General features: G+C 62.8%; 15 protein-coding genes. 13 read left to right on the top strand and 2 right to left on the bottom strand.

The window, feature by feature from the left end:
• Nucleotides 1–129 precede the first annotated feature (129 nt).
• A complete protein-coding gene (gene tpx, locus ACM6IP_RS01660; protein ID WP_095168772.1) occupies nt 130–630 on the bottom strand; it encodes a thiol peroxidase in 501 nt (166 codons plus the stop codon).
• 457 nt (nt 631–1,087) lie between these two features.
• On the opposite strand from tpx, the gene ACM6IP_RS01655 reads away from it, so the two are divergent.
• From ACM6IP_RS01655 to ACM6IP_RS01600, 12 genes are all read left to right on the top strand, one after another.
• Nucleotides 1,088–1,879, top strand: coding sequence for a hypothetical protein (locus ACM6IP_RS01655; protein WP_095168773.1), 792 nt, complete (start codon nt 1,088–1,090; stop codon nt 1,877–1,879).
• Between the two features lie 24 nt (nt 1,880–1,903).
• A complete protein-coding gene (locus ACM6IP_RS01650; RefSeq protein WP_414860801.1) occupies nt 1,904–3,307 on the top strand; it encodes a DUF1254 domain-containing protein in 1,404 nt (467 codons plus the stop codon).
• Between the two features lie 43 nt (nt 3,308–3,350).
• The gene (locus tag ACM6IP_RS01645) at nt 3,351–4,256 is read left to right on the top strand and encodes a transporter (RefSeq protein ID WP_414860800.1); all 906 of its coding nucleotides are present in this window, start codon (nt 3,351–3,353) and stop codon (nt 4,254–4,256) included.
• Nucleotides 4,257–4,415: 159 nt separating this feature from the next.
• Nucleotides 4,416–5,396 carry an AAA family ATPase gene (locus tag ACM6IP_RS01640; RefSeq protein ID WP_414860799.1) on the top strand — a complete coding sequence of 327 codons (981 nt, stop codon included), beginning with the start codon at nt 4,416–4,418 and terminating at the stop codon, nt 5,394–5,396.
• 10 nt (nt 5,397–5,406) lie between these two features.
• On the top strand, nt 5,407–6,348 hold the full coding sequence (locus ACM6IP_RS01635; protein WP_159995851.1) for a DUF58 domain-containing protein: 942 nt from the start codon (nt 5,407–5,409) through the stop codon (nt 6,346–6,348).
• Entirely contained in the window at nt 6,345–6,857 is a 513-nt protein-coding gene (locus tag ACM6IP_RS01630) for a DUF4381 domain-containing protein (RefSeq protein ID WP_414860798.1), read from the top strand. The genes ACM6IP_RS01635 and ACM6IP_RS01630 overlap by 4 nt, the downstream gene beginning before the upstream one ends.
• Nucleotides 6,844–7,836: a vWA domain-containing protein gene (locus ACM6IP_RS01625; protein ID WP_414860797.1), complete on the top strand. Its 993-nt coding sequence runs from the start codon at nt 6,844–6,846 to the stop codon at nt 7,834–7,836. Before ACM6IP_RS01630 ends, ACM6IP_RS01625 begins: the two co-directional genes overlap by 14 nt.
• A gap of 1 nt (nt 7,837) precedes the next feature.
• The gene (locus tag ACM6IP_RS01620; RefSeq protein WP_414860796.1) at nt 7,838–9,415 is read left to right on the top strand and encodes a VWA domain-containing protein; all 1,578 of its coding nucleotides are present in this window, start codon (nt 7,838–7,840) and stop codon (nt 9,413–9,415) included.
• Nucleotides 9,412–10,743: a hypothetical protein gene (locus ACM6IP_RS01615; RefSeq protein WP_414860795.1), complete on the top strand. Its 1,332-nt coding sequence runs from the start codon at nt 9,412–9,414 to the stop codon at nt 10,741–10,743. The genes ACM6IP_RS01620 and ACM6IP_RS01615 overlap by 4 nt, the downstream gene beginning before the upstream one ends.
• On the top strand, nt 10,740–11,768 hold the full coding sequence (locus tag ACM6IP_RS01610) for an HAD family hydrolase (protein ID WP_414860794.1): 1,029 nt from the start codon (nt 10,740–10,742) through the stop codon (nt 11,766–11,768). Before ACM6IP_RS01615 ends, ACM6IP_RS01610 begins: the two co-directional genes overlap by 4 nt.
• Before the next feature lie 74 nt (nt 11,769–11,842).
• Nucleotides 11,843–13,423, top strand: coding sequence for an arylsulfatase (locus ACM6IP_RS01605; protein WP_414860793.1), 1,581 nt, complete (start codon nt 11,843–11,845; stop codon nt 13,421–13,423).
• Between the two features lie 165 nt (nt 13,424–13,588).
• Nucleotides 13,589–16,105, top strand: coding sequence for a fused MFS/spermidine synthase (locus ACM6IP_RS01600; RefSeq protein WP_414860792.1), 2,517 nt, complete (start codon nt 13,589–13,591; stop codon nt 16,103–16,105).
• Nucleotides 16,106–16,740: 635 nt separating this feature from the next.
• On the opposite strand, the gene ACM6IP_RS01595 is transcribed toward ACM6IP_RS01600, so the two are convergent.
• Complete coding sequence (locus tag ACM6IP_RS01595; RefSeq protein WP_095168785.1) at nt 16,741–17,412, bottom strand: DUF3313 domain-containing protein; 672 nt, start codon at nt 17,410–17,412, stop codon at nt 16,741–16,743.
• 220 nt (nt 17,413–17,632) lie between these two features.
• Here ACM6IP_RS01595 and ACM6IP_RS01590 point away from each other — a divergent pair, with 220 nt between their 5' ends.
• Nucleotides 17,633–19,981, top strand: coding sequence for a tetratricopeptide repeat protein (locus ACM6IP_RS01590; RefSeq protein ID WP_414860791.1), 2,349 nt, complete (start codon nt 17,633–17,635; stop codon nt 19,979–19,981).
• Nucleotides 19,982–19,987 lie beyond the last annotated feature (6 nt).

Raw genomic sequence — 19,987 nt, 5'->3', positions numbered from 1 at the left:
AGGCCTTTTAGCAAAGCGCCTTTACCGGCAATTTACCTTCAGCTGACTTTTGCGAGTGTTTGCTAAATTACTGAAGCACAAATGAAAACGGCCTGGACAGAGCCAGGCCGTGAATAATTGTAAAGCCTATTACTTGAGAACGGCCAACGCTGCTGCGTAGTTAGGCTCTTCGGCGATTTCTTTCACCAGCTCGCTGTGCAGCACGTTGTCGTTTTCGTCCAGCACCACCACGGCACGGGCAGTCAGGCCTTTGAGTGGGCCATCGGCAATCGCTACGCCGTAGTTTTCGATGAACTCGGCACCCCGCAGGGTGGACAGGTTCTGCACGTTTTCCAGGCCTTCGGCGCCGCAGAAGCGGGCCTGGGCGAACGGCAGGTCAGCCGAGATGCACAGCACCACGGTGTTGGCCACGTCATTGGCCTGGGCGTTGAAGGTGCGCACCGAGGTCGCGCAGGTCGGGGTGTCGACGCTTGGGAAAATGTTCAGCACTTTACGTTTGCCGGCGAAGTCCGCCAGGGTCACGTCCGACAGATTGCCGGCAACCAGGGAAAAGGCTGGTGCCTTGGCACCGGCTTGTGGCAGTTGGCCGTTGACCTGGACTGGGTTGCCTTTGAGAGTGACTTGAGCCATGAACAGTATCCTTATTAATGCAGTGGTTATGAACAATCGTCTGGTGTTGCGAGGAGCCAAAGTTAACCACGAATGTGCCGGTGAGCCTACCCCGGCAAGCTGTCAGACAATTCATCGCAATGACCGCGAAACACACCCCTGGAACTGGCGCGAACTGCGGCCGCTTTGAACATTTCATCCCTGAAATGCCAGTTGCAGACCTCACGGATCGTCAACGCCCAAGACTCGACCTCAGCTGTTGAGGCTTCACCGCACATTCCCCGCTTAATCCAATGAATCCAATGGATTTTATTGAAAAACTTTAAGTGAACTGCGACACATATCGAAATATTTAATGACGACGAGCGGTCGTTACCGTGTTTAATGCTAACCAAGCCTGACTCGTCCTACGGCTCTCCAGAATAAATACTACAAAGCAATCGACCATCAATCGAGCCAACAGGGATATGAAGGAACGATGTCAAAGGGAATTTCAAGCAGCGTCCTGCTGCTGGCCGTCACACTGCTGCCTGCTGCTGGTGCGCTGGCCGACAACGCCGAGACCGCCAACAAGAGCAACAACCCGCTGAGCCTGGCGCCCGGCGCCAACCTTCAGGACTACTACACCCCGCAACTCTTCGACAGCAACGCCCACACCAACGATGCCTTGTTGCGCGGCACCTTGCCGATGGCCGCCAATGACTTCATCGCAGTCCCGCAGTTGCTGCGCGCGACCCTGCCCATCAGCACCCGCCCCGATCCACACAGTGGCTACAGCACCGGCATCGGTGATCTGAACCTGTTCGACATTTTCCTGCTCAAGACCGAAGGCGTGCAGTTGGGCATCGGCCCGCAGATCACCGCGCCGACCGCCGAACAGGATGAGTTGGGCACCGGCAAATGGCAGGCTGGCCTGGCCGCCGTGGCCATCGATGCGACGCCCCGTGGCCTGCTGGGCGCACTGGTGCAGTATCAAAGCTCGTTCGCTGGTGACCACGACCGGGCACACGTCGAAACCGCCACCTTGCAGCCTTTTCTCATGCACAACCTGGAAAAAGGCTGGTACCTGCGCTCCACGGGCACCTGGACCTTCGACCTGAAGAACAACACCCATTACATCCCCATCGGTTTTGGTGCGGGCAAGGCCTGGAAATCCGGCAGCAACATCATCAACGCCTTCGTTGAACCGCAATGGACGGTCGAGCGCAAGGGTGATGGCCTGCCGCAGTTCACGCTGTTTGCCGGCATCAACGTGACCTTCGGCAAATAACCGCGCGACCCACAGGACAGTGCCATGACTTTTGCAAAACCGACCCGTCTGTTGCTCGCTGGCGTCTCGCTGCTGCTCAGCGCCAGCGCCTGGGCCGATTTCACGGCCAGCCCCGAAGAGGCCCGCGGGATTGCCAAGGAGGCCTACCTCTACGGCTTCCCGGTGGTGGAGATGTACAAGACCCTGTACACCCAGGCCGTGGACAAGACAGGGGCGAATTTCAAGGCACCGTTCAACCGTATCGGCAACACCGCCAAGGTGTTCACGCCCAAGGACACTGCGTTTGTCACGCCCAACTCGGACACCCCCTACTCCTTCGTGTGGATGGACCTGCGCGCCGAACCGCTGGTCCTGACTTTGCCGCAGATAGCCGAGGAGCGTTATTACTCGGTGCAACTGATCGACCTCTTCACGCACAACTTCGCGTACCTGGGCACCCGCAGCACCGGTAACAAAGGCGGACACTTCATGGTGGTCGGGCCGGATTGGAAAGGCCAGCAACCGGTCAACATCGATCGCGTGGTGCGCAGCGAAAGCAACATCGCCTACGCCCTCTATCGCACCCAACTGTTCGATGACAAAGACCTGGAAAAGGTCCGGAAAATCCAGGGCAACTACAAGGTCCAGACCCTGAGCCAATACCTCAAGCAACCGGCACCGGCGACCCCGGCGAAGATCAGTTGGCCGAAACCGACCGCCAGCATGACCGACAGCCCGGAGCTGTTTCGCTACCTGAATTTCATGCTGGCCTTCGCCCCGGCCCAGGACTCCGAGAAAGACCTGCTCGCGCGTTTCGCCAGGATCGGCATCGTTGCCGGCCAGCCGTTCGACCTCAAGGCCCTCAGTGTCGAACAACGCAAGGCCCTGGACGATGGCATCAGTGACGCAAAGGCCGAGTTCGCCGCCTTCAAGAAAGACCAGGTGGACACCCATCAGGTCGTCAGCGGCGACTTCTTCGGCACCCGTGACCACCTGGACAACAACTACCTGTACCGCTACGCGGGCGCCAACATGGGCATCTTCGGCAACTCCGCCGATGAAGCGGCGTATATCGGTTACTTCGTCGACAGCAGCGGAAAACCGGCCAACGGCGCCAAGCACAGCTACACCCTGCACTTTGCCAAGGACCAATTGCCGCCGGCGGATGCCTTCTGGTCGCTGACCATGTACGACGGCAAGAGCAAGCTGCTGGTAGCCAACCACCAGCAACGCTACCTGATCAATTCACGCATGCTGCCCAACCTCAAGCGCGATGCCGATGGCGGCTTGACCCTCTACGTGCAGCACTCGGTGCCACTCAAGGAGCAGCGCAGCAACTGGTTGCCAGCACCCCACGGCCCGTTCTATGCGGTATTGCGCTTGTACCTGCCCAAGCCCGAAGTCGCCAATGGCCAGTGGAAACAGCCAGCACTGACACCGATCAACTGATCAAGCCGGCCCAGCCGAATTACCTTCTGCAAGGAGCATACCGATGGGTTTTACCTCCAAACTGGGTCGCTTGGGCGTCTTCACCCTGGCGTTGACACCTGTTCTCGCCGCTGCCGACAACGCCCGGGACTGGCAGAACCTGCCGACCGACCTGAACATGGTCTTCGGCTATTACAACCGGATCGACAGCAACACCCCGATCGACACCGCGTTGCCGCTAGACGGCCTGTCGGTCAATGCCGACCTGTACATCGCCCGATTTGCCCGCTCGTTCGCCATTGACGGGCGCAACAGCGCGATCCAGGTCCTGCAGCCTTACGCCGACATCTCCGCCTCGTTCGACAACGCCGAGTTCTTCAAGGGCACCAAGCGCAACGGCGGCATGGCCGACACCCAGGTAGTGCTGGTGCACAACCTCTTCGGCGGCCCGGCGCTGACCCAGGAGGAGTTTGCCAACTGGACCCCGGAAACCTTCCTCACCGGCGCACTCTGGGTCACCGCTCCCACGGGCGACTATGACAAGAACCGGGTGATCAACATCGGCGCCAACCGCTGGGCCTTCAAGCCGGAAGTTGCCTTTGGCACGCCAATCGGCCCGACCTGGCTGGAGCTCAACACCTACGTCTCGCTGTACGGCGACAACGATGACTACCACGGCGACGGCACGCTCGAACAAAAGGCCCTGTACGCCATTGAAGGACACTACAGCTACACCTTCAACCGTGCGCTGTGGGCATCGCTGGATGCCACGTACAACCGCGGCGGCGAAACCCGGATCAACGGTGACTGGCAGGACAACAAGCAAGAGAACGGCATCCTCGGCGCCAGCCTGGGTTTCATGCTCTCGCCGCAGTTCGGCGGCCTGATCGCCTATTCCGACACCGTCGCCGAACGCAGCGGTTCGCCGGACGTCAACACCTGGACCCTGCGTCTTCAGTACGCCTGGTAAGAGAGAGCTGAGCGATGGGATCTTCAAGGATACGTCCGGGTCCAGTCTTTGGCCATTCACCGGGATGATCTTATTAGTGGTAGTTGAAACTTGGGTCTATCGTTTATCCCGGTTATGCCAACGTTCATGTTTTAACCCGTCTACGCAAAGGACCGTCCCATGACAGCGCTTAATGACATCAACGCCCTGCAAGCCAGCATTGCCGAGGCGGTACTTGGCCAGGATCAGGTCATCCGCCAGATCATGCTCGGTCTCTTGGCCAACGGCCACCTGCTGCTCGAAAGCTTGCCTGGACTGGCCAAGACCCGCACCGTCAAGGCGCTGGCCAAGCACCTGGATGCGAAGATGAGCCGGATCCAGTTCACCCCTGACCTGCTGCCCTCCGACATCACCGGCGCCGAGGTGCTGCACCAGGTCGACGGGCAGAACCAGATCCAGTTCCAGCCAGGCCCGTTGTTCGGCAACCTGATTCTGGCGGACGAGATCAACCGGGCCCCGGCCAAGGTCCAGGCGGCGCTGCTCGAAGCCATGGAAGAACGCCAGATCACCGTAGCCGGCAACAGCCACGTGCTGCCTGAGTTGTTTATCGTGGTCGCGACCCAGAACCCGATCGAGCAGGAAGGCACCTACCCGCTGCCCGAAGCGCAGATGGACCGGTTCCTGATGAAGGTCCTGCTGGATTACCCGAGTGCGGACAACGAAAGCCAGGTCCTGCGCCTGCTGCGTGAAGAAGAGCAGGCCCAGGGCGCCAAGACCGAGGCGCCAGGAGGATTTTCCCTGAGCCAGGAGGTGATCTTCGCCGCGCGCCGTGAAGTCAGCGCGGTCAGTGTGGCGCCGGCCATCGATCGCTACCTGATCGATTTGATCAATGCCACCCGCCACCCGGCCGACTACGACGCCGACCTCGGCCGCTGGATCGCCATCGGCGCCAGCCCACGTGGCGGCATTGGCCTGGATCGCTGTGCGCGCGCGGATGCCTGGCTGCAAGGACAGGACTTCGTCACCCCGGACAATGTACGCGCCGTGGCCCATCCGGTGCTGCGCCATCGCCTGCAATTGAGCTACGACGCCGTGGCCGATGGCGTGACGGCCGATCAGGTGCTCGACCGCCTGCTCGACAAAGTCGCGATCCCGGCTTGAGGTGATGCCCATGAACACTCAGGAACTGGATGGCCTGGTGTACGTGTCGCTGGCGCAATTGATGGCGCTGCAGTACCAGGCCGCCGATCTTAGTTTCCTCGCGCGCCAGCCCCAGGGCAGCATCCTGGCGGGCAACCACGCCTCGCGTCTGCGCGGGCGTGGCCTGAACTTCGACGAACTGCGCCGCTACCAGCCTGGCGATGACCTGCGGCACCTGGACTGGCGCGCCTCCCTGCGGACCGGCAAACCGGTAGTGCGCACCTTCACCGAAGAGCGTGATCGCCCGGCGCTGATCCTGGTCGACCAGCGCATGTCGATGTTCTTTGGCTCCCAGCGCAGCTTCAAGTCGGCCCTGGCCGCCGAACTCGGCGCGCTGGCGGCCTGGATGGTCTTCAATGCCGGCGACCGGGTCGGCGGCCTGGTGTTCAACGATCAGCGGATCGACAGCATTGGCCCGTTGCGCAGCCGCAAACGGATCGAGGCGCTGTGCAATCGCATCGCCCAGCAGAATCAGGAACTCAGCGCCCACAACCCCGATCGCGAAGGCGAGGACCAACTGGACAAGGTCTTGCAGCACTGCCTGGCCGTGGCCGGACACGATCACCTGATCTGCATCATCAGTGACTTTGCCGGCGCCGGTCCGCGCACCCTGCAACTGATGCGCCAGCTCAGCGCCCACAACGATGTGATCGCCATGCAGGTCTATGACCCACTGGCACTGAATCTGCCAAAAAACGGCCACCTGCTGGTGACCCAGGGTCAGTTGCAGGTGGAGCTGGCGGTGGCCCAGCGGCAGGTCCATCAGCCCCTGGGGGACTTCCTCAGCGGCCGGCTCAAGGATGTCGCCAGCCTGCTGCGCCGCAGTCAGGTGCCTTTGATGATGTTCAGCACCGCCCAGGCAGCCCATGAACAATTGCGCGCCGAACTGGGCAAGCTCGGAGGTCGGCCATGACTGCGCACGTCCCGAGCATCGAGCAACTCACTGAATTGGGCCTGCCAGCGCCGGTCAGCTATCTGCCGCAAACCTGGGGTTGGTGGCTACTGCTCGGCCTGCTGCTGGTGGGATTGCTGGCGTGGGCCGGCCGGCGCTACTGGTTATGGCGCCGGGACCGCTATCGACGTGAAGCCCTGGCACGCCTGGCGGAACTGCAACGCAGCAGCGACCCACTGGCCGCCCTGCGCGAATTGCCGGAGCTGCTCAAGCGCGTAGCGCTGTCGATGCCTTCCCGGGGCTCCAACGACTGCAATGCAAATACTGTGGTTGCGGCTCTGGGCGGTGAGGATTGGCAAGCATTTCTGGTGCGACACAGCGCGCAGCCGTTACCCGCCGATTTCAGCCAGCAACTGGCAACCCTGGCCTACGCCCCGGATACAGTCCTGCTGGCGTTGCCGGCAGCGCAGCGAAATCAGCTGTTCAGCACCTGCAAACACTGGGTGGAGCATCATCATGTGGCAGCTTGATTACCCCTGGTTGTTGCTACTGCTCCCGCTCTGCTGGCTGGGTTATCGCTTCCTGCCCGACTACCGCGAAGCGCGCAGTGCCGTGCGGGTGCCGTTTTTCGCCGCCATGAGCCGCGCCGTCGGCCAGGCGCCAAGCCAGGCCGGCAGCCGCAGCAATCGCTGGCAACTGGCCCTGAACCTGCTGGTCTGGACCTTGCTGGTGGTGGCCGTGGCGCGCCCGGTGCTGGTGGAAAAACCGATCGAACGCCAGCAACCGGTGCGCGACCTGATGCTCGCCATCGACATTTCCCAGTCCATGGAAACCACTGACTACAGCGATGCCAATGGCCAGAAAATCGATCGCCTGGCAGCCGTCAAGGAAGTGGTCCACGGCTTCATCGACCGCCGCAAGGACGATCGCCTGGGCCTCATCGTGTTCGGCAGCGGCGCCTACCCGCAAGCACCGCTGACCCTGGACCATGCCAGCCTGGCGCTGTTGCTCGATGACACCGGCATCGGCATGGCCGGGCCCAATACCGCGATCGGCGATGCCATTGGCCTGGCCTTGAAGATGCTCGACCAGGCCCACGAACAGGAAAAAGTCCTGATTCTGCTGACCGATGGCAATGACACCAGCAGTGCGATCACCCCGGACCACGCCGCCAGCATGGCGGCGGCCAAGGGCGTGGTGATTCATACCATCGGCATCGGCGACCCCAACGCCGACGGCGAAGCCAAGGTCAACCTGCAAGGCCTGCAGCAGATCGCCACGGCCACCGGCGGGCGGTTTTTCCGTGCCGAAGACCGCCAGGCCCTGGACCAGGTCTACAGCACCCTCGACCAGATCACCCCCCACCAGGTGCAGCACTTCAGTCACCAGCCCAAGCGCGACCTGTTCTGGATTCCCCTGGGGGCCGCCATCGCGTTGCTGGCCGTCTATCACCTGCTCGCCCTGCTCTGGCCTCGCCTGCGCAGCACCCCATCGCGCCAGGAGGCTTGAGATGGAAATCAACCTCAGCGACTTGCACTTCCTGCGCCCGCTCTGGCTCTTGCTGGCACTGTTCGGCGCCCTGCTGCCGCTGCTCTGGCGCCGCAGCCGCGACCTGCGGCGACGCCTGGGCAGCAACATTGCCCCGCATCTGCTGTCGCACCTGCTGATCACCCCCGAGGACAGCCATCGCCTGCGCCCGGTCCATCTGGTCTGCGCCACCTTGGTGCTGGGTGCCATCGCTGCAGCCGGCCCGACCTGGGAGCGCGATCGCCCGGACTTCCTGGAAAACCGCGCGCCGCTGATCATCGCCCTCGACCTGTCGCCCTCGATGGACGCCAGCGATGTCCAGCCGACTCGCCTGGAAGCGGCCAAACACAAGCTGCATGACCTGGTCCAGCGCCGCAGCGGCGCGCGCACCGGGTTGATTGCCTACGCCGGCAGCGCCCACCTGGTGCTCCCACCGACCGATGACCCGGCGTTGCTCGACAGCTTCATCCAGGCGCTGGGCAGCGAGTTGCTGAACAAACCGGGCAAGGATGTCGCCGGCGTGATCGAACAGGCCAAGCGCTTGCTGGTGGCAGAAAAAGCCCCAGGCACCCTACTGCTGATCACCGACGGCGCCGACACCAGCCAACTGGGCAATCTCGACAAGCTGCTGGACAACAGTCAGTTGCAGGTGCTGGTGCTGGCCGTGGGCAGTACCGATGGCGGGATCATCACCGACACCAACGGCCAGCCCCGCACCGACAGCAATGGCCGTCCGACCCTGGGCAGTTTCGATCAGGCCGCCCTCAAGCAACTGGCCGCTGCCACCGACGCCCCGTTGGGCAGCCTGACCCTCAACGACGACGACCTGGACTGGATCGAGTTGCATGCCCAGCAACATTTCCAGAATGCCAGCGCCGAACAGCGTGAACTGCACTGGAAAGACGCCGGCTACTGGTTGTGCTGGCCGCTGTTGCTGCTGGCCTTTTTCAGCGTGCGCCGGGGCTGGAGCCTGAACTGGGCGGCGGCACTTCTGCTGGGCCTGGGCTTGGGTTTGCAGGCGCCAGAGAGCCAGGCCAACGCCCTCACCGACGCGTTTTTCACCCGCGACCAGCAAGGCCGCTGGGCCTTCGAGCACCAGCACTTTCCCGCTGCCGCCCAGTTGTTCCAGGACCCGTACTGGAAGGGAATCGCCGCCTACAACGCCGCCGACTATGACCTGGCACTGGCCAGTTTCGCCCGTCTCGACACGCCCCAGGCGTACTTCTACCTGGGCAACATCTATGTGCGGCGCTTCAAGTTCGACCAGGCGATTGCCGCCTACACCCAGGCATTGAAGCTACAGCCACAGTTCCCCGAGGCGACGGCCAACCTGGCGCTGGCCATCGCCCTGGAAAAAGACACCGACAGCGCGCAGCAGAACACCCCGGAGGTCAAGCCCGACGAAGTCAAATACGACAAGCCCAAGGGCAAGGGCCAGAGCAAATCGCTAGAGACCCAGCAGGCGACTTCCGATGAGCTGTGGCTGCAGAACCTGACCACCTCGCCGGCCAAGTTCCTCAAGCAAAAGTTCAGCCTCCAGGATCAGGCGGGCAAGCCATGAGCAGCAGACTCGCGAAGTGTTTCACCGCCAGCGGCGCCCTGCTGCTGTGCCTGTTGACCGGCCGTGTGCTGGCGGCTGAACCCGAACTGCGGGTGCAGGCTCAACTGCAGCCTGGCGCTGCGGTGATGGTGGGCGGCGTCGTGCAATTGCAGGTCGATGTGCTGACCGACAGCTGGTTCACCAGCGCCCCGACCCTGCCGGAGTTGAAGCTGCCGGGCGCGTTGGTGATGCCGCCCAACGGCGAAGCCCAGCACACCACGCAGACCCTGGAGGGTAAAACCTTCTTCGGCATGCGCTACCTCTACCTGATCACCCCGAACCAGGCCCAGGGCTTCGACATCCCGGCATTGACCGTACAGGCCACGCCCGGCCAGGCCAGCCAGCCACTGAGCGCGCAAAGCCAACCCCTGCACTTCATCGCCCAGCAGCCGCCCGGGTTCAAGCCCGGCGAACCGGTGCTGGTGGCCCAGGGCGTGCGTTTGACCCAGGTACTCAAGCAGTCATCGCCGGCAATCAAGGTCGGTGACACCCTCACCCGCCAACTGACCCTGCAGGCCGACGGCGCATTGGCGATGGCCCTGCCAGCGCCGCCCCTGGGCGAGGTCGACGGCCTCAAGCGCTATCCCAAGACTGCGCAAGTCAGCAACCTCGACGATGGCCGCGGCCATATCAGCGGCGGCCAGCGGATCGATAGCGTCGTCTACCAGGTGCAACGCCCGGGACACTACAGCCTGCCGGCCATCCAGATGCACTGGTGGGACGCCAGCACCCAACAGGCACGTAGCGCCGAAGTTCCGGCAGTGACCTTCGAGGCTGCGGCCAACGCCAGCTATCGGCCGGTGTTTTCGATTACCCAGGACCTCAAGCAACTGGGGCAACAGGGCCGCTTCCACCTCTCGCGGCACTGGCTGATGCTGGTAGTGCTGCTGGCGATACTGGCCACCGCCGGCTACCTGTTGCAGCCCTGGTGCCTGCGGGCCTGGCGCGCCCTCCAAGCGCGTCGCAACGCACGCCATGCCGCCTGGCAGGCCTCTGCCGACTACGCCTGGAAGCAGATCCCCGAACAACTCGACGGCCAGCCGCCGCATTTGAGCGCGCTGTACCTCTGGGCCCGGCGCAGCCGCCTGGGCCTGGGGATCGGCGGCCTGGGCAACAACGTGCAGGCGCTGTTGCGTGGGCGGTATGGGCGCCAGCCGGCGGAAAGTCAGGCATTGCCGCAACTCAAGCAATCCTTGGCTACGCTGCATGATCAGGCTGTCACCGCCAACGCGACGCACTCCTCGGCCTTGCGCCCCTTGAACCCCGGTCACGATAAGGACTTTTCATGACGAATCACGCAGCCCCCCGCCAACGTCACGCCTTCAAGCTCCTGCTGAGCCTGGCCCTGAGCCTGCCGCTCCTGGCACTGGCGGCCGAGCCGCTGCCCTCCTGGAACGATGGCCCGTCGAAAAAAAGCATCATCGAATTTGTCCAGGCCGTGACCACTGAAGGCTCCAAGGACTACGTCAAGCCGGCCGAGCGCATCGCCGTGTTCGACAACGACGGTACGCTGTGGAGCGAACAGCCGATGTACTTCCAGGTGCTGTTCGCCCTGGAAGAAGTCAAGCGCATGGCGCCCCAGCATCCGCAATGGAAAACCGAGCAGCCGTTCAAGGCCGTACTCGAGAATGACCACCAGGCCCTGGCCGCCAGCGGCATGGACGGCCTGATGAAGATCATCGGCGCGACCCATACCGGGATCACCACCGCCGCCTTCATGGACAACGCCAAGACCTGGCTGAGCCAGGCCCGCCATCCGAAGACCGGCAAGCCCTACACCGAGATGATTTTCCAGCCGATGCTGGAGATGCTCGACTACCTGCGCAGCCAGGACTTCAAGACCTACATCGTGTCCGGCGGTGAAGTCGAGTTCATGCGTGCCTTCGCCGAGCAGGTCTACGGCATTCCACCGGAGCAAGTGATCGGCACCACCTTTGCCACGCAGTTCCAGCTCAATGGCAACGACGCTTCGATCCTGCGCCTGCCCAAGCTGGCCCACAACGACGATGGCTCGGGTAAACCGGAAAGCATCCAGCAGGTCATCGGGCGCCAGCCGATTCTCGCCTTCGGCAACTCCGACGGTGACCTGCAAATGCTCCAGTGGACGGCTGCCGGCCCCGGTAAAAGGTTCATGGGCCTGGTGCACCATACCGATGCAAAGCGTGAATGGGCCTACGACCGGCAGTCGAACATCGGTCGCCTGGACAAGGCCCTGGATGAAGCCAACAAACGCGGCTGGAGTGTCGTCGACATGAGCACCGAATGGAACCGGATCTATCCGTTCGACACCGGCACAACTGAGCAAAAGAAGTAAAAGATGTAAGCAGGACCGCAGTAAACGTTAGTCGTACTTCAACACGACTCCAGTCAGTACAAGGAGCAAGTCAGATGACTCGCATACAAAAGTGGCTGCCGAAATTTGCCCTGGTGGCGACTTCGGTCATGGCCATCTCGGCGACCGCCATGGCGGCAGAAAAACCGAACATTCTGGTGATTTTCGGCGATGACATCGGCCAGACCAACATCAGCGCCTATTCCATGGGCGTGGTGGGTTACAAGACGCCGAACATCGACCGGATTGCCAAAGAAGGCATGATGTTCACCGACTACTATGCGGAGAACAGCTGCACCGCCGGGCGCTCATCGTTCATCACCGGCCAGACGCCATTGCGTACCGGCCTGTCGAAAGTCGGTGCCCCGGGCGCCAGCGTTGGCCTGCAGGCCCGCGATATCACCATCGCCCAGGCACTGAAATCCCAGGGTTATGCCACCGGCCAGTTCGGCAAGAACCACCTGGGCGACAAGGACGAGTACCTGCCGACCAACCACGGTTTCGACGAGTTCTTCGGCAACCTGTATCACCTCAACGCCGAAGAGGAGCCAGAGCGCCCTTACTGGCCCAAGGATGATGCCGAGTTCGTCAAGGCCAACTCCCCGCGCGGCGTGATCCACAGCTTCGCCGACGGCAAGATCGAGGACACCGGCGCGCTGACCACCAAGCGCATGGAAACCATCGACGACGAAACCACCGCCGCCGCCCAGGCGTTCATCGAGAAACAGGCCAAGGCGGACAAACCGTTCTTCGTCTGGATGAACACTACCCGCATGCACTTGTTCACCCACGTACGTGAGTCGATGAAGGGCCAGAGCGGCATGCCCGGCAACGACTATGCCGACGGCATGATCGAGCACGACGGCGACGTCGGCAAACTGCTGAAAACCCTCGACGACCTGAAAATCACCGACAACACCATCGTCGTCTACACAACCGACAACGGCCCGAACCAGTTCTCCTGGCCGGACGCGGCGACCACGCCGTTCCGTAACGAGAAGAACTCCAACTGGGAAGGCGCTTATCGCGTACCGGCGATGATCCGCTGGCCGGGCAAGGTCAAGGCTGGCGAAGTGTCCAACGAGATGTTCTCGGGCCTGGACTGGTTCCCAACCCTGCTGGCTGCCGCTGGTGATACCGGGGTCAAGGACAAGTTGCTCAAGGGCTGGGCGCCAGTCGCCGGTGGCAACAGCTTCAAGGTGCACCTGGACGGCTTCAACCAACTGCCGTACGTAACCGGCCAGCAACCCAAGGGCGAGCGTAAGGAGTTCTACTACTTCAACGACGACGGCGTGCTGGTGTCGATGCGCTTCGGTAATTGGAAAGCAGTGTTCTGTGAACAACGTGCACCCGGCGGCTTCAAGGTCTGGAGCGAGCCATTCGTGTGCCTGCGTGTACCAAAAATCTTCAACCTGCGCATGGACCCGTACGAGCGTGCTGACGTGGTTTCCGATCAGTACTACGACTGGACCACCAAAAACGTCTACCTGGTAGCCCAGGCGGTGACCAAGTCTGCGCACTTCCTGCAGACGTTCATCGAGTACCCACCTAGCCAGAAACCGGCGAGCTTCAGCGTCGACCAGATCCGCGCTGCGGTAGATGCAAAAATTGCTGAAAAAATGAAAGCTGCACAGTAATAGCCGTTACACCGCCGTTCACCCTCACCGGTGAACGGCGTTTTTTCTTTTTCCCCTGTGGGAGCGAGCGCCCGCTTGCGGCTTGCCCGCGATGGCCTTCACCATCCTTGGTGCCAGTGTTCTGGGTCCACCACATTTTTCAAGTTCTGTACAAGGCAACCAACAATGTCCTCACGAGTCGCCAGCAAGTCGACGGCCATTCCCGCCCCACACGCCAGTGCCCCGGCGTTGTTGATCCCGGCCCTGCTGCTATTGGTCTCGGGCGCTGCCGCGCTGGTATACCAGGTGCTGTGGATCAAGCAGTTGTCGCTGGTGGTCGGGGTCGAGGTCTACGCCATCACCACCGGCATCAGCGCATTTTTCGCCGGACTGGCCCTGGGCGGCTGGCTGTTCGGGCGCCTGGCCGACCGCCTGCAACGGCCGGTGCTGCTGTACGCCGGGCTGGAGGTGCTGGTGGCGCTGCTGGGTGTCGGTGCCACGGTGGGCATGAGCCTGGCGGCCAGCCCATTCAGTTGGCTGGCCGAGCACATCGGACTGGCAGCCTGGGTGCTGCCGTTTGCCCTGGTGGGGATTCCCGCCGTGTTGATGGGCGGCACCCTGCCGGTGCTGGTGCGCGCGCTGGCCGCCGACCCACAGCAACTGGGCAAGGCCGGCGGCCAGTTGTATGCAGCGAATACCGCCGGGGCCATCGTCGGGACCCTGCTGACCGCCTTCGTCCTGATCGCGGCCCTCGGCGTGCGCGGCAGCGCCATTGCCGCGGCCATGCTCAACCTGCTGGCCGCCGCCGGCGCGCTGTTGTGGTTTCAACGCCAACCGCTGACGGCCATCGCGGCGCCCGTGGAACGCCCACCCCAGGCCGCACCCGCGCGCCTGGCGCTGTGGCTGTACTCGATCGCCGGTGGCGTGGCGCTGGGCTACGAGGTGGTCTGGTCGCAAGCGATCGTGCAATTCATGAGTACCCGCACCTATGCCTTCGCCGTGGTCCTGGCGACCTACCTGTGCGGATTGTTCCTGGGCAGCGTGTGGATGGCCCGGCGCGTGGCGCGGGTACGCGATCCATGGGGCCTGTTCGGCTTGTTGATTGCCGGTGCGGGGCTGCTGGCACTGCTCGAAGTAGCCCTGCTGGGACGTTGGCTGGTGCTGGCGCAAACCCAGGCCGAATCAGCGGTGCTGGCCCTGGGCGCCAGTGAGTTGGTGGCCATGAGTAGCCGTTTTGCCGTGGCGGCCTTAAGTATCGTGTTCCTCCCGACCTTGCTCCTGGGTGCCGCGTTCCCCCTGGCCTTGCGCCTGTGCGTGGGCCAGGACCGGGTGGGCCGGGATGTCGGTGCAGTGGTGGCGTTCAATACCCTGGGTGGCATCGTCGGGGTGATGCTCTGCGGTTTTGTGCTGATACCGCTGCTCGGCCTGGTGCACACCCTGGGCCTGCTGGCACTGGTCGCTGCGGCCGTCGGTTACCTGGCTGTCAGCCGTGGCAGCGCAGTACACAAAGGCACCCGCCAGGGCGTGGTGGCTGTCGGAGTGCTGGCGCTGGGGGTCGCGCTGCTGACCCCGGTGGACAAGCTTGCGAGCCTGCTGCCAGGAGCGCGCAACGGCGAATTGGTGTTCTATGAGGAAGGTCGTGGCGGTACCGTCGCCGTGGTCACCCAGGGCAAGGGCCAGCGCGCGTTCCAGCGCCTGTACATTCAAGGCGTATCGAACACCGGCGATGCCATGCCGTCGTTGCGCTACATGCGGATCCAGGCCCTGCTGCCGCTGCTGATCCACAAGGGCGAGCCACGTTCGGCCCTGGTCATCGGCTTTGGCACCGGCATCACCGCCGGCGCCTTGCTGCAGTACCCGGGCCTGGAACGGCGGGTGGTCGCCGAGCTGCTGCCATCGGTGGTCAAGGCCGCGCCGTTGTTCAAAGGCAACTTCAACGCCGCCGCCGACCCGGCGCTGCAGGTGCGCCTGCGCGACGGTCGCCAGGAACTGCTGCGCAGCGAACAGACCTATGACCTGATCACCCTGGAGCCGCCACCGCCCTCTGCGGCCGGCGTGGTCAACCTGTACTCGCGGGACTTCTATCAACTGGCTGCCAGCCGCCTGGAAAAGAACGGCCTGGTGGCCCAGTGGCTGCCATTGCCAACCCAGAACATCGACGACTCGCGGGCGTTGGTACAGAGCTTCCTCGACGTGTTTCCGTACGCCAACGTGTGGACCAGCGAGTTCCATGAAATGCTCCTGGTGGGCTCGCTCGACCCCATCGAGCTGGATGCGGCGCGGATCACTCAACGCTATGCCCAGGCAACCGTGCGCAGCACCTTGCAGGATGTCGGGGTGAGTTCGGCCGCGGCGCTGTTGGCCACCTGGGTCACCGATCGCCAGGGCCTGCAGCAGTTCGCCGGCCAGGCCCTGCCCGTCACCGACGACCAGCCGCGCATCGAGTACGCGCCGTGGGTGCGCGCCAAGGAAATCAGCCGGGTACTCCCCGCCTTGCTCGACCTGCGGCGACCGCCGGAACTGCTCAATGCCGACGCCACGTTCATCGAGCGCATGAATGCCCACCAGCAGCGCCTGATGCAGTTCTACCGCGCCAGCCTGCACGCCTACGATGGCGATCGTGAAGCCTGGGCCAGGGATATTCGTGAGGTGATGCAAGGGGATGCCGCCAACCCGTATTTCCGTTGGTTTGTCGGCCAGTGATGTGGAGGTATATCCGTTGCTTGGGTAATGGCGGCTAATGGTTCCGCCCTTACGGCGGGTCACTTGGAAAAGCCCCAAGTAACCAAGGGCTCTTACCCCTGACGTACGGCCCCTCGCTTAGGCTCGGGGTACCTTCGCTACGGTATCCATCCGGGGGCATCGCCTCCGGTTTGCTGCGCTGCACCTCCTCTCGATGTATGCGGCTTCGCCGCACGGCGCTACGCGCCTCCCCCCAGATGGACACCTTCGCTCAGCCTTCCAATGGGGCGGGTGGATCAAGATCAAAAGCAAGAGCACGGCGACCTGACAGTCGGCCTGAGTGGTGAGGGCGGGCGAGGCGGCCTAGCGGCCGGCCTGCTTTTCCTGACGGCGATATCTCTGTGTGATATCCCCTGTGGGATAGCCTGCTAGCGATGGGGCCAGAACATTCAATATCGATGGTGCCTGACCCACCGCTATCGCTGGCAGGCCGCAAGCGGGCGCCAGCTCCCACAAGTTGGCTGTGGCGCATGCAAAGTCCGCGAGCACCCCAGAACCACTGTGGGAGCGGGCTTGCCCGCGATGGGGCCGGCACAGCCAACATTTATGGCCTTGACACCCCACCATCCCGAGTCGGCTCGCTCCCATCCAGGCGCTTACTTGGCCTTGAGTTTGATGTACGACTGGCCCAGGTCGTGGGCCCAGCCATCGACCACGTTCTTCACGTCGTTGGCGGTCATCACTTGCGAGTCGTTTTCCAGCGGTCTGCCGGTGCCCTTGCGGACTACCTGGGCGATCACCTTGTTGGTGCTGCCGTCGAGGAACACCGCTTCGGTGGCCAGGTCGGTTTCCTGATCGCGAATACCGGTCGCGGTGCTGACCGCCGCTGCCACCAGGGCAATCGGGATCACCTCGTAGGCTTTCAGGCCTTCGGTCTGGCTGCTGACAGCGGTGATCGCCGCACGCACGACTACCACACCCGGGCCCGGGCCGTTGGCCAATGGCAGGTTTTTACCCAGCTCGCGCTTGAGCGCCTGGTCGTAGTAGCTGGTAATGCCTGACAGCGTGCTTTGCGGGATTTTCACCGTCGGCTTGGGCTGCGGATAGAACTGGGTGGGTTCGACATAGACACTGGTGTACTTATTGATATCGAGCTTGGGGTCGACCCAACGCAACACGTCTACGCCCGACGGCGACTTGGCCTCCTTGAGCTGGCTGTAGTCCTTGAGAAACCCGGAGTAGTCTTCCGGCTTGGTGATCGTGCTGGAACAGCCCACTACCCCAAGGGAGGCAATGCACAGCGTACTCATCATGAGGGCAAGCTTCATTCGGTAACTCCTGTCAAAAGGACGACAACGGTACTGTCAAACGGACTTACAGGTATAGCCAAAAGTTAAGACGATTGCTGTGACAGGCTCTGAAAATTCACAAACAACTGTAGGATCGATCACAAGCGTCATTTGACAGACTGACCCTATGCAGCAAAGCTGCACGGCAGCACAAAAAGCCTGCCTTTATGGCCAGCGCCTCTGGACTACGGAAGTCGTAATGCCCAAGCATAAGAAAAATTCGATTACACCTGACCCTGATTCGCCACCGACCCTGATTTCCCGCTACCTGTTTCCCGTCACTGCCGGCCTGTTGCTGCTGGTCATGGCGGGCCTCGGCTGGTTCCTGTTCGCCAGCAAACCGACGCCAGCGCCCTATGTAGCGCCGAGCGTGGCCGTGGCCCCGACGCCGCCAGTCGCTGCGCTCCTGCCGCCGGCCCGCATGGTCGACGAGCAGCAATGCCAGGCTTGCCACACCGAGCAGGTCAAGGACTGGCAAGGCTCCCATCACCAATTGGCGATGCAGGTCGCCGACGAGCAGACCGTGCTGGCCAACTTCAAGGACAGCACCTTCAAGGGCGAGAACGAGACGACCCGGTTCTTTCGCAAGGACGCTGGCTTCTGGGTCAATACCCCGGGCGCCGACGGCAAGAACGCCGACTTCAAGGTGGCCTACACCTTCGGTATCGCGCCGCTGCAGCAGTACCTGATCGAAGTCGGTGAAGGCCGCCTGCAAGCCTTGGGCGTGGCCTGGGATACCGAGAAGAACCGCTGGTTTCACCTGTATCCGGGCCAGGGCGTGAGCTTCAAGAATCCGCTGCACTGGAGTAAACCCAGCCAGAACGCCAACTTTATGTGCGTGGAGTGCCACACCACCGGGTACCAACGCAATTTCGACGCCGCGAGCAATTCCTTTGCCAGCCAGTGGAACAGCCTGGGGGTCGGATGCCAGGCGTGCCACGGTCCGGCCTCCAATCACCTTGAATGGGCGGCGAAAAAGGGCGACCTGATCCACGCAGGCTTTGCCGTCGACCTCAAGGACAAGAACGCCACCACCGAGATCGAGACCTGCGCCCGCTGTCACTCCCGGCGTGCGCCCCTGGGCGATGGCTTCACCGTCGGCAAACGGTTGATGGACGACTACCTGCCCAGCGTACTGACCCGCGAACTGTACGCGCTGGATGGCAAGATCAAGGATGAAGTGTTCGAACACGGCTCGTTCCTGCAGAGCAAGATGTTCGACAAGGGGGTGCGCTGCAGCAACTGCCACAACCCCCACAGCAACGAGCTCAAGGCGCCGGGCAATGGCGTCTGCCTGCAATGCCACAACACCGCCGGCAAGACCACGCTCCCAGGCGTCGACGGCAAGGGCCTGCAAGCCAAGAACTATGACTCCCCCGAACACCATCGCCATGCCGCAGGCCAGCCAGGCTCGCAGTGCGTGGATTGCCACATGCCGGGCAAGTTCTACATGGGCAACGACTTTCGCCATGACCACAGCTTCAGCATCCCCAATCCCGAGCGCGCGAAAAAACTCGGCAGCCCGGATGCCTGCCTGACCTGCCATCAGGGCAAGGCCGGGGACAAGGTCACAGAGCAATTCAAACTGTGGAACGCCAACCCGGCGGCCCAGGCTGCGCGCTATGACGAAAGCCTGTGGCTGATCCGCAACGGCCAGCCGGGCGCCGCCCAAGCGCTGTACGAGCAATTGCAGCGCAGCAACCTGCCCGCCATCCAGCGCGCCACCCTGTTGGCCGAACTGGTGCTGTACCCAAGCGAACAGGCGCTGAAGCTGGCGACCAAAGACCTGGGCAACAGCGATCCACAGGTGCGTGAAAGCGCGATACGCGCGGTCAGCGGTTTCCTTCCGGCCCCTGAGCGCGTGCCGCTGTATACGCCACTGCTCAGTGACCCGGTCAAGGCCGTGCGCATCGCCGCCGCCCGTGACCTGCTGGCGGCCGGCAACCAATTGGGGGCCGCCCAGCCGCGCTGGAAGGCAGCCATCGACGAGTACGAAAAGGTCCAGTTGAGCCTGCTCGAACGCGCCGAAGCCAACCTCAATCTGGCCATGCTCTATCAGGCCAGTGGACGGACTGCCGAAGTCGAGCCGATGTTACGTGCGGCGATCCAGCGCGACGGCGATTTCTTCCCGGCGCTGGTGACCCTGGTGCAATGGCTGGAATCGCGTGGTCGGGCGCAGGAAGCCCAGGCACTGTTGACCCAAGGCCTCAAGGCGCATCCGGACTCGGCGCTGCTCCAGCACACCCAGGGCCTGGCCCTGATCCGAGCCGGCAACACCGCGCAAGCCATGTCAGCCTTACGCAATGCCGCTCGCCTGGAGCCGCTGAACGCACAGTACGGCTATGTGCTGGCCGTGGCCTTGTACGACGGTGGCAAGATCGACGAAGCCTGCGCGCAACTGGAGCAACTGATCAAACAACAACCGGCCAACCGCAACGCCCGGTTGTCACTGATCCAGTACTACCTGGACAACGGCCAGGAACCCAAGGCCCAGGTCTTGTTGCAAGGTTGGAAGAAGCTCAACCCGGGAGACCCGGCACTGAAATGACCTGCA

Source organism: Pseudomonas sp. IT-P176 (assembly GCF_949767245.1).
In the GTDB taxonomy this organism is placed as follows: Bacteria; Pseudomonadota; Gammaproteobacteria; order Pseudomonadales; family Pseudomonadaceae; genus Aquipseudomonas.
Note: the sequence above shows the minus strand (reverse complement) of the source record. Positions and strands in the feature narration are given on the sequence as shown.

Bases quoted from the DNA above. Each gene is read 5' to 3' on its own strand.
- ACM6IP_RS01600 (WP_414860792.1), top strand. From the start codon at position 13,589: ATGTCCTCACGAGTCGCCAGCAAGTCGACGGCCATTCCCGCCCCACAC.
- ACM6IP_RS01615 (WP_414860795.1), top strand. From the start codon at position 9,412: ATGAGCAGCAGACTCGCGAAGTGTTTCACCGCCAGCGGCGCCCTGCTG.
- ACM6IP_RS01610 (WP_414860794.1), top strand. From the start codon at position 10,740: ATGACGAATCACGCAGCCCCCCGCCAACGTCACGCCTTCAAGCTCCTG.
- tpx (WP_095168772.1), bottom strand. From the start codon at position 630: ATGGCTCAAGTCACTCTCAAAGGCAACCCAGTCCAGGTCAACGGCCAA.
- ACM6IP_RS01595 (WP_095168785.1), bottom strand. From the start codon at position 17,412: ATGAAGCTTGCCCTCATGATGAGTACGCTGTGCATTGCCTCCCTTGGG.
- ACM6IP_RS01655 (WP_095168773.1), top strand. From the start codon at position 1,088: ATGTCAAAGGGAATTTCAAGCAGCGTCCTGCTGCTGGCCGTCACACTG.
- ACM6IP_RS01650 (WP_414860801.1), top strand. From the start codon at position 1,904: ATGACTTTTGCAAAACCGACCCGTCTGTTGCTCGCTGGCGTCTCGCTG.
- ACM6IP_RS01605 (WP_414860793.1), top strand. From the start codon at position 11,843: ATGACTCGCATACAAAAGTGGCTGCCGAAATTTGCCCTGGTGGCGACT.
- ACM6IP_RS01635 (WP_159995851.1), top strand. From the start codon at position 5,407: ATGAACACTCAGGAACTGGATGGCCTGGTGTACGTGTCGCTGGCGCAA.
- ACM6IP_RS01640 (WP_414860799.1), top strand. From the start codon at position 4,416: ATGACAGCGCTTAATGACATCAACGCCCTGCAAGCCAGCATTGCCGAG.
- ACM6IP_RS01620 (WP_414860796.1), top strand. From the start codon at position 7,838: ATGGAAATCAACCTCAGCGACTTGCACTTCCTGCGCCCGCTCTGGCTC.
- ACM6IP_RS01630 (WP_414860798.1), top strand. From the start codon at position 6,345: ATGACTGCGCACGTCCCGAGCATCGAGCAACTCACTGAATTGGGCCTG.
- ACM6IP_RS01590 (WP_414860791.1), top strand. From the start codon at position 17,633: ATGCCCAAGCATAAGAAAAATTCGATTACACCTGACCCTGATTCGCCA.
- ACM6IP_RS01625 (WP_414860797.1), top strand. From the start codon at position 6,844: ATGTGGCAGCTTGATTACCCCTGGTTGTTGCTACTGCTCCCGCTCTGC.
- ACM6IP_RS01645 (WP_414860800.1), top strand. From the start codon at position 3,351: ATGGGTTTTACCTCCAAACTGGGTCGCTTGGGCGTCTTCACCCTGGCG.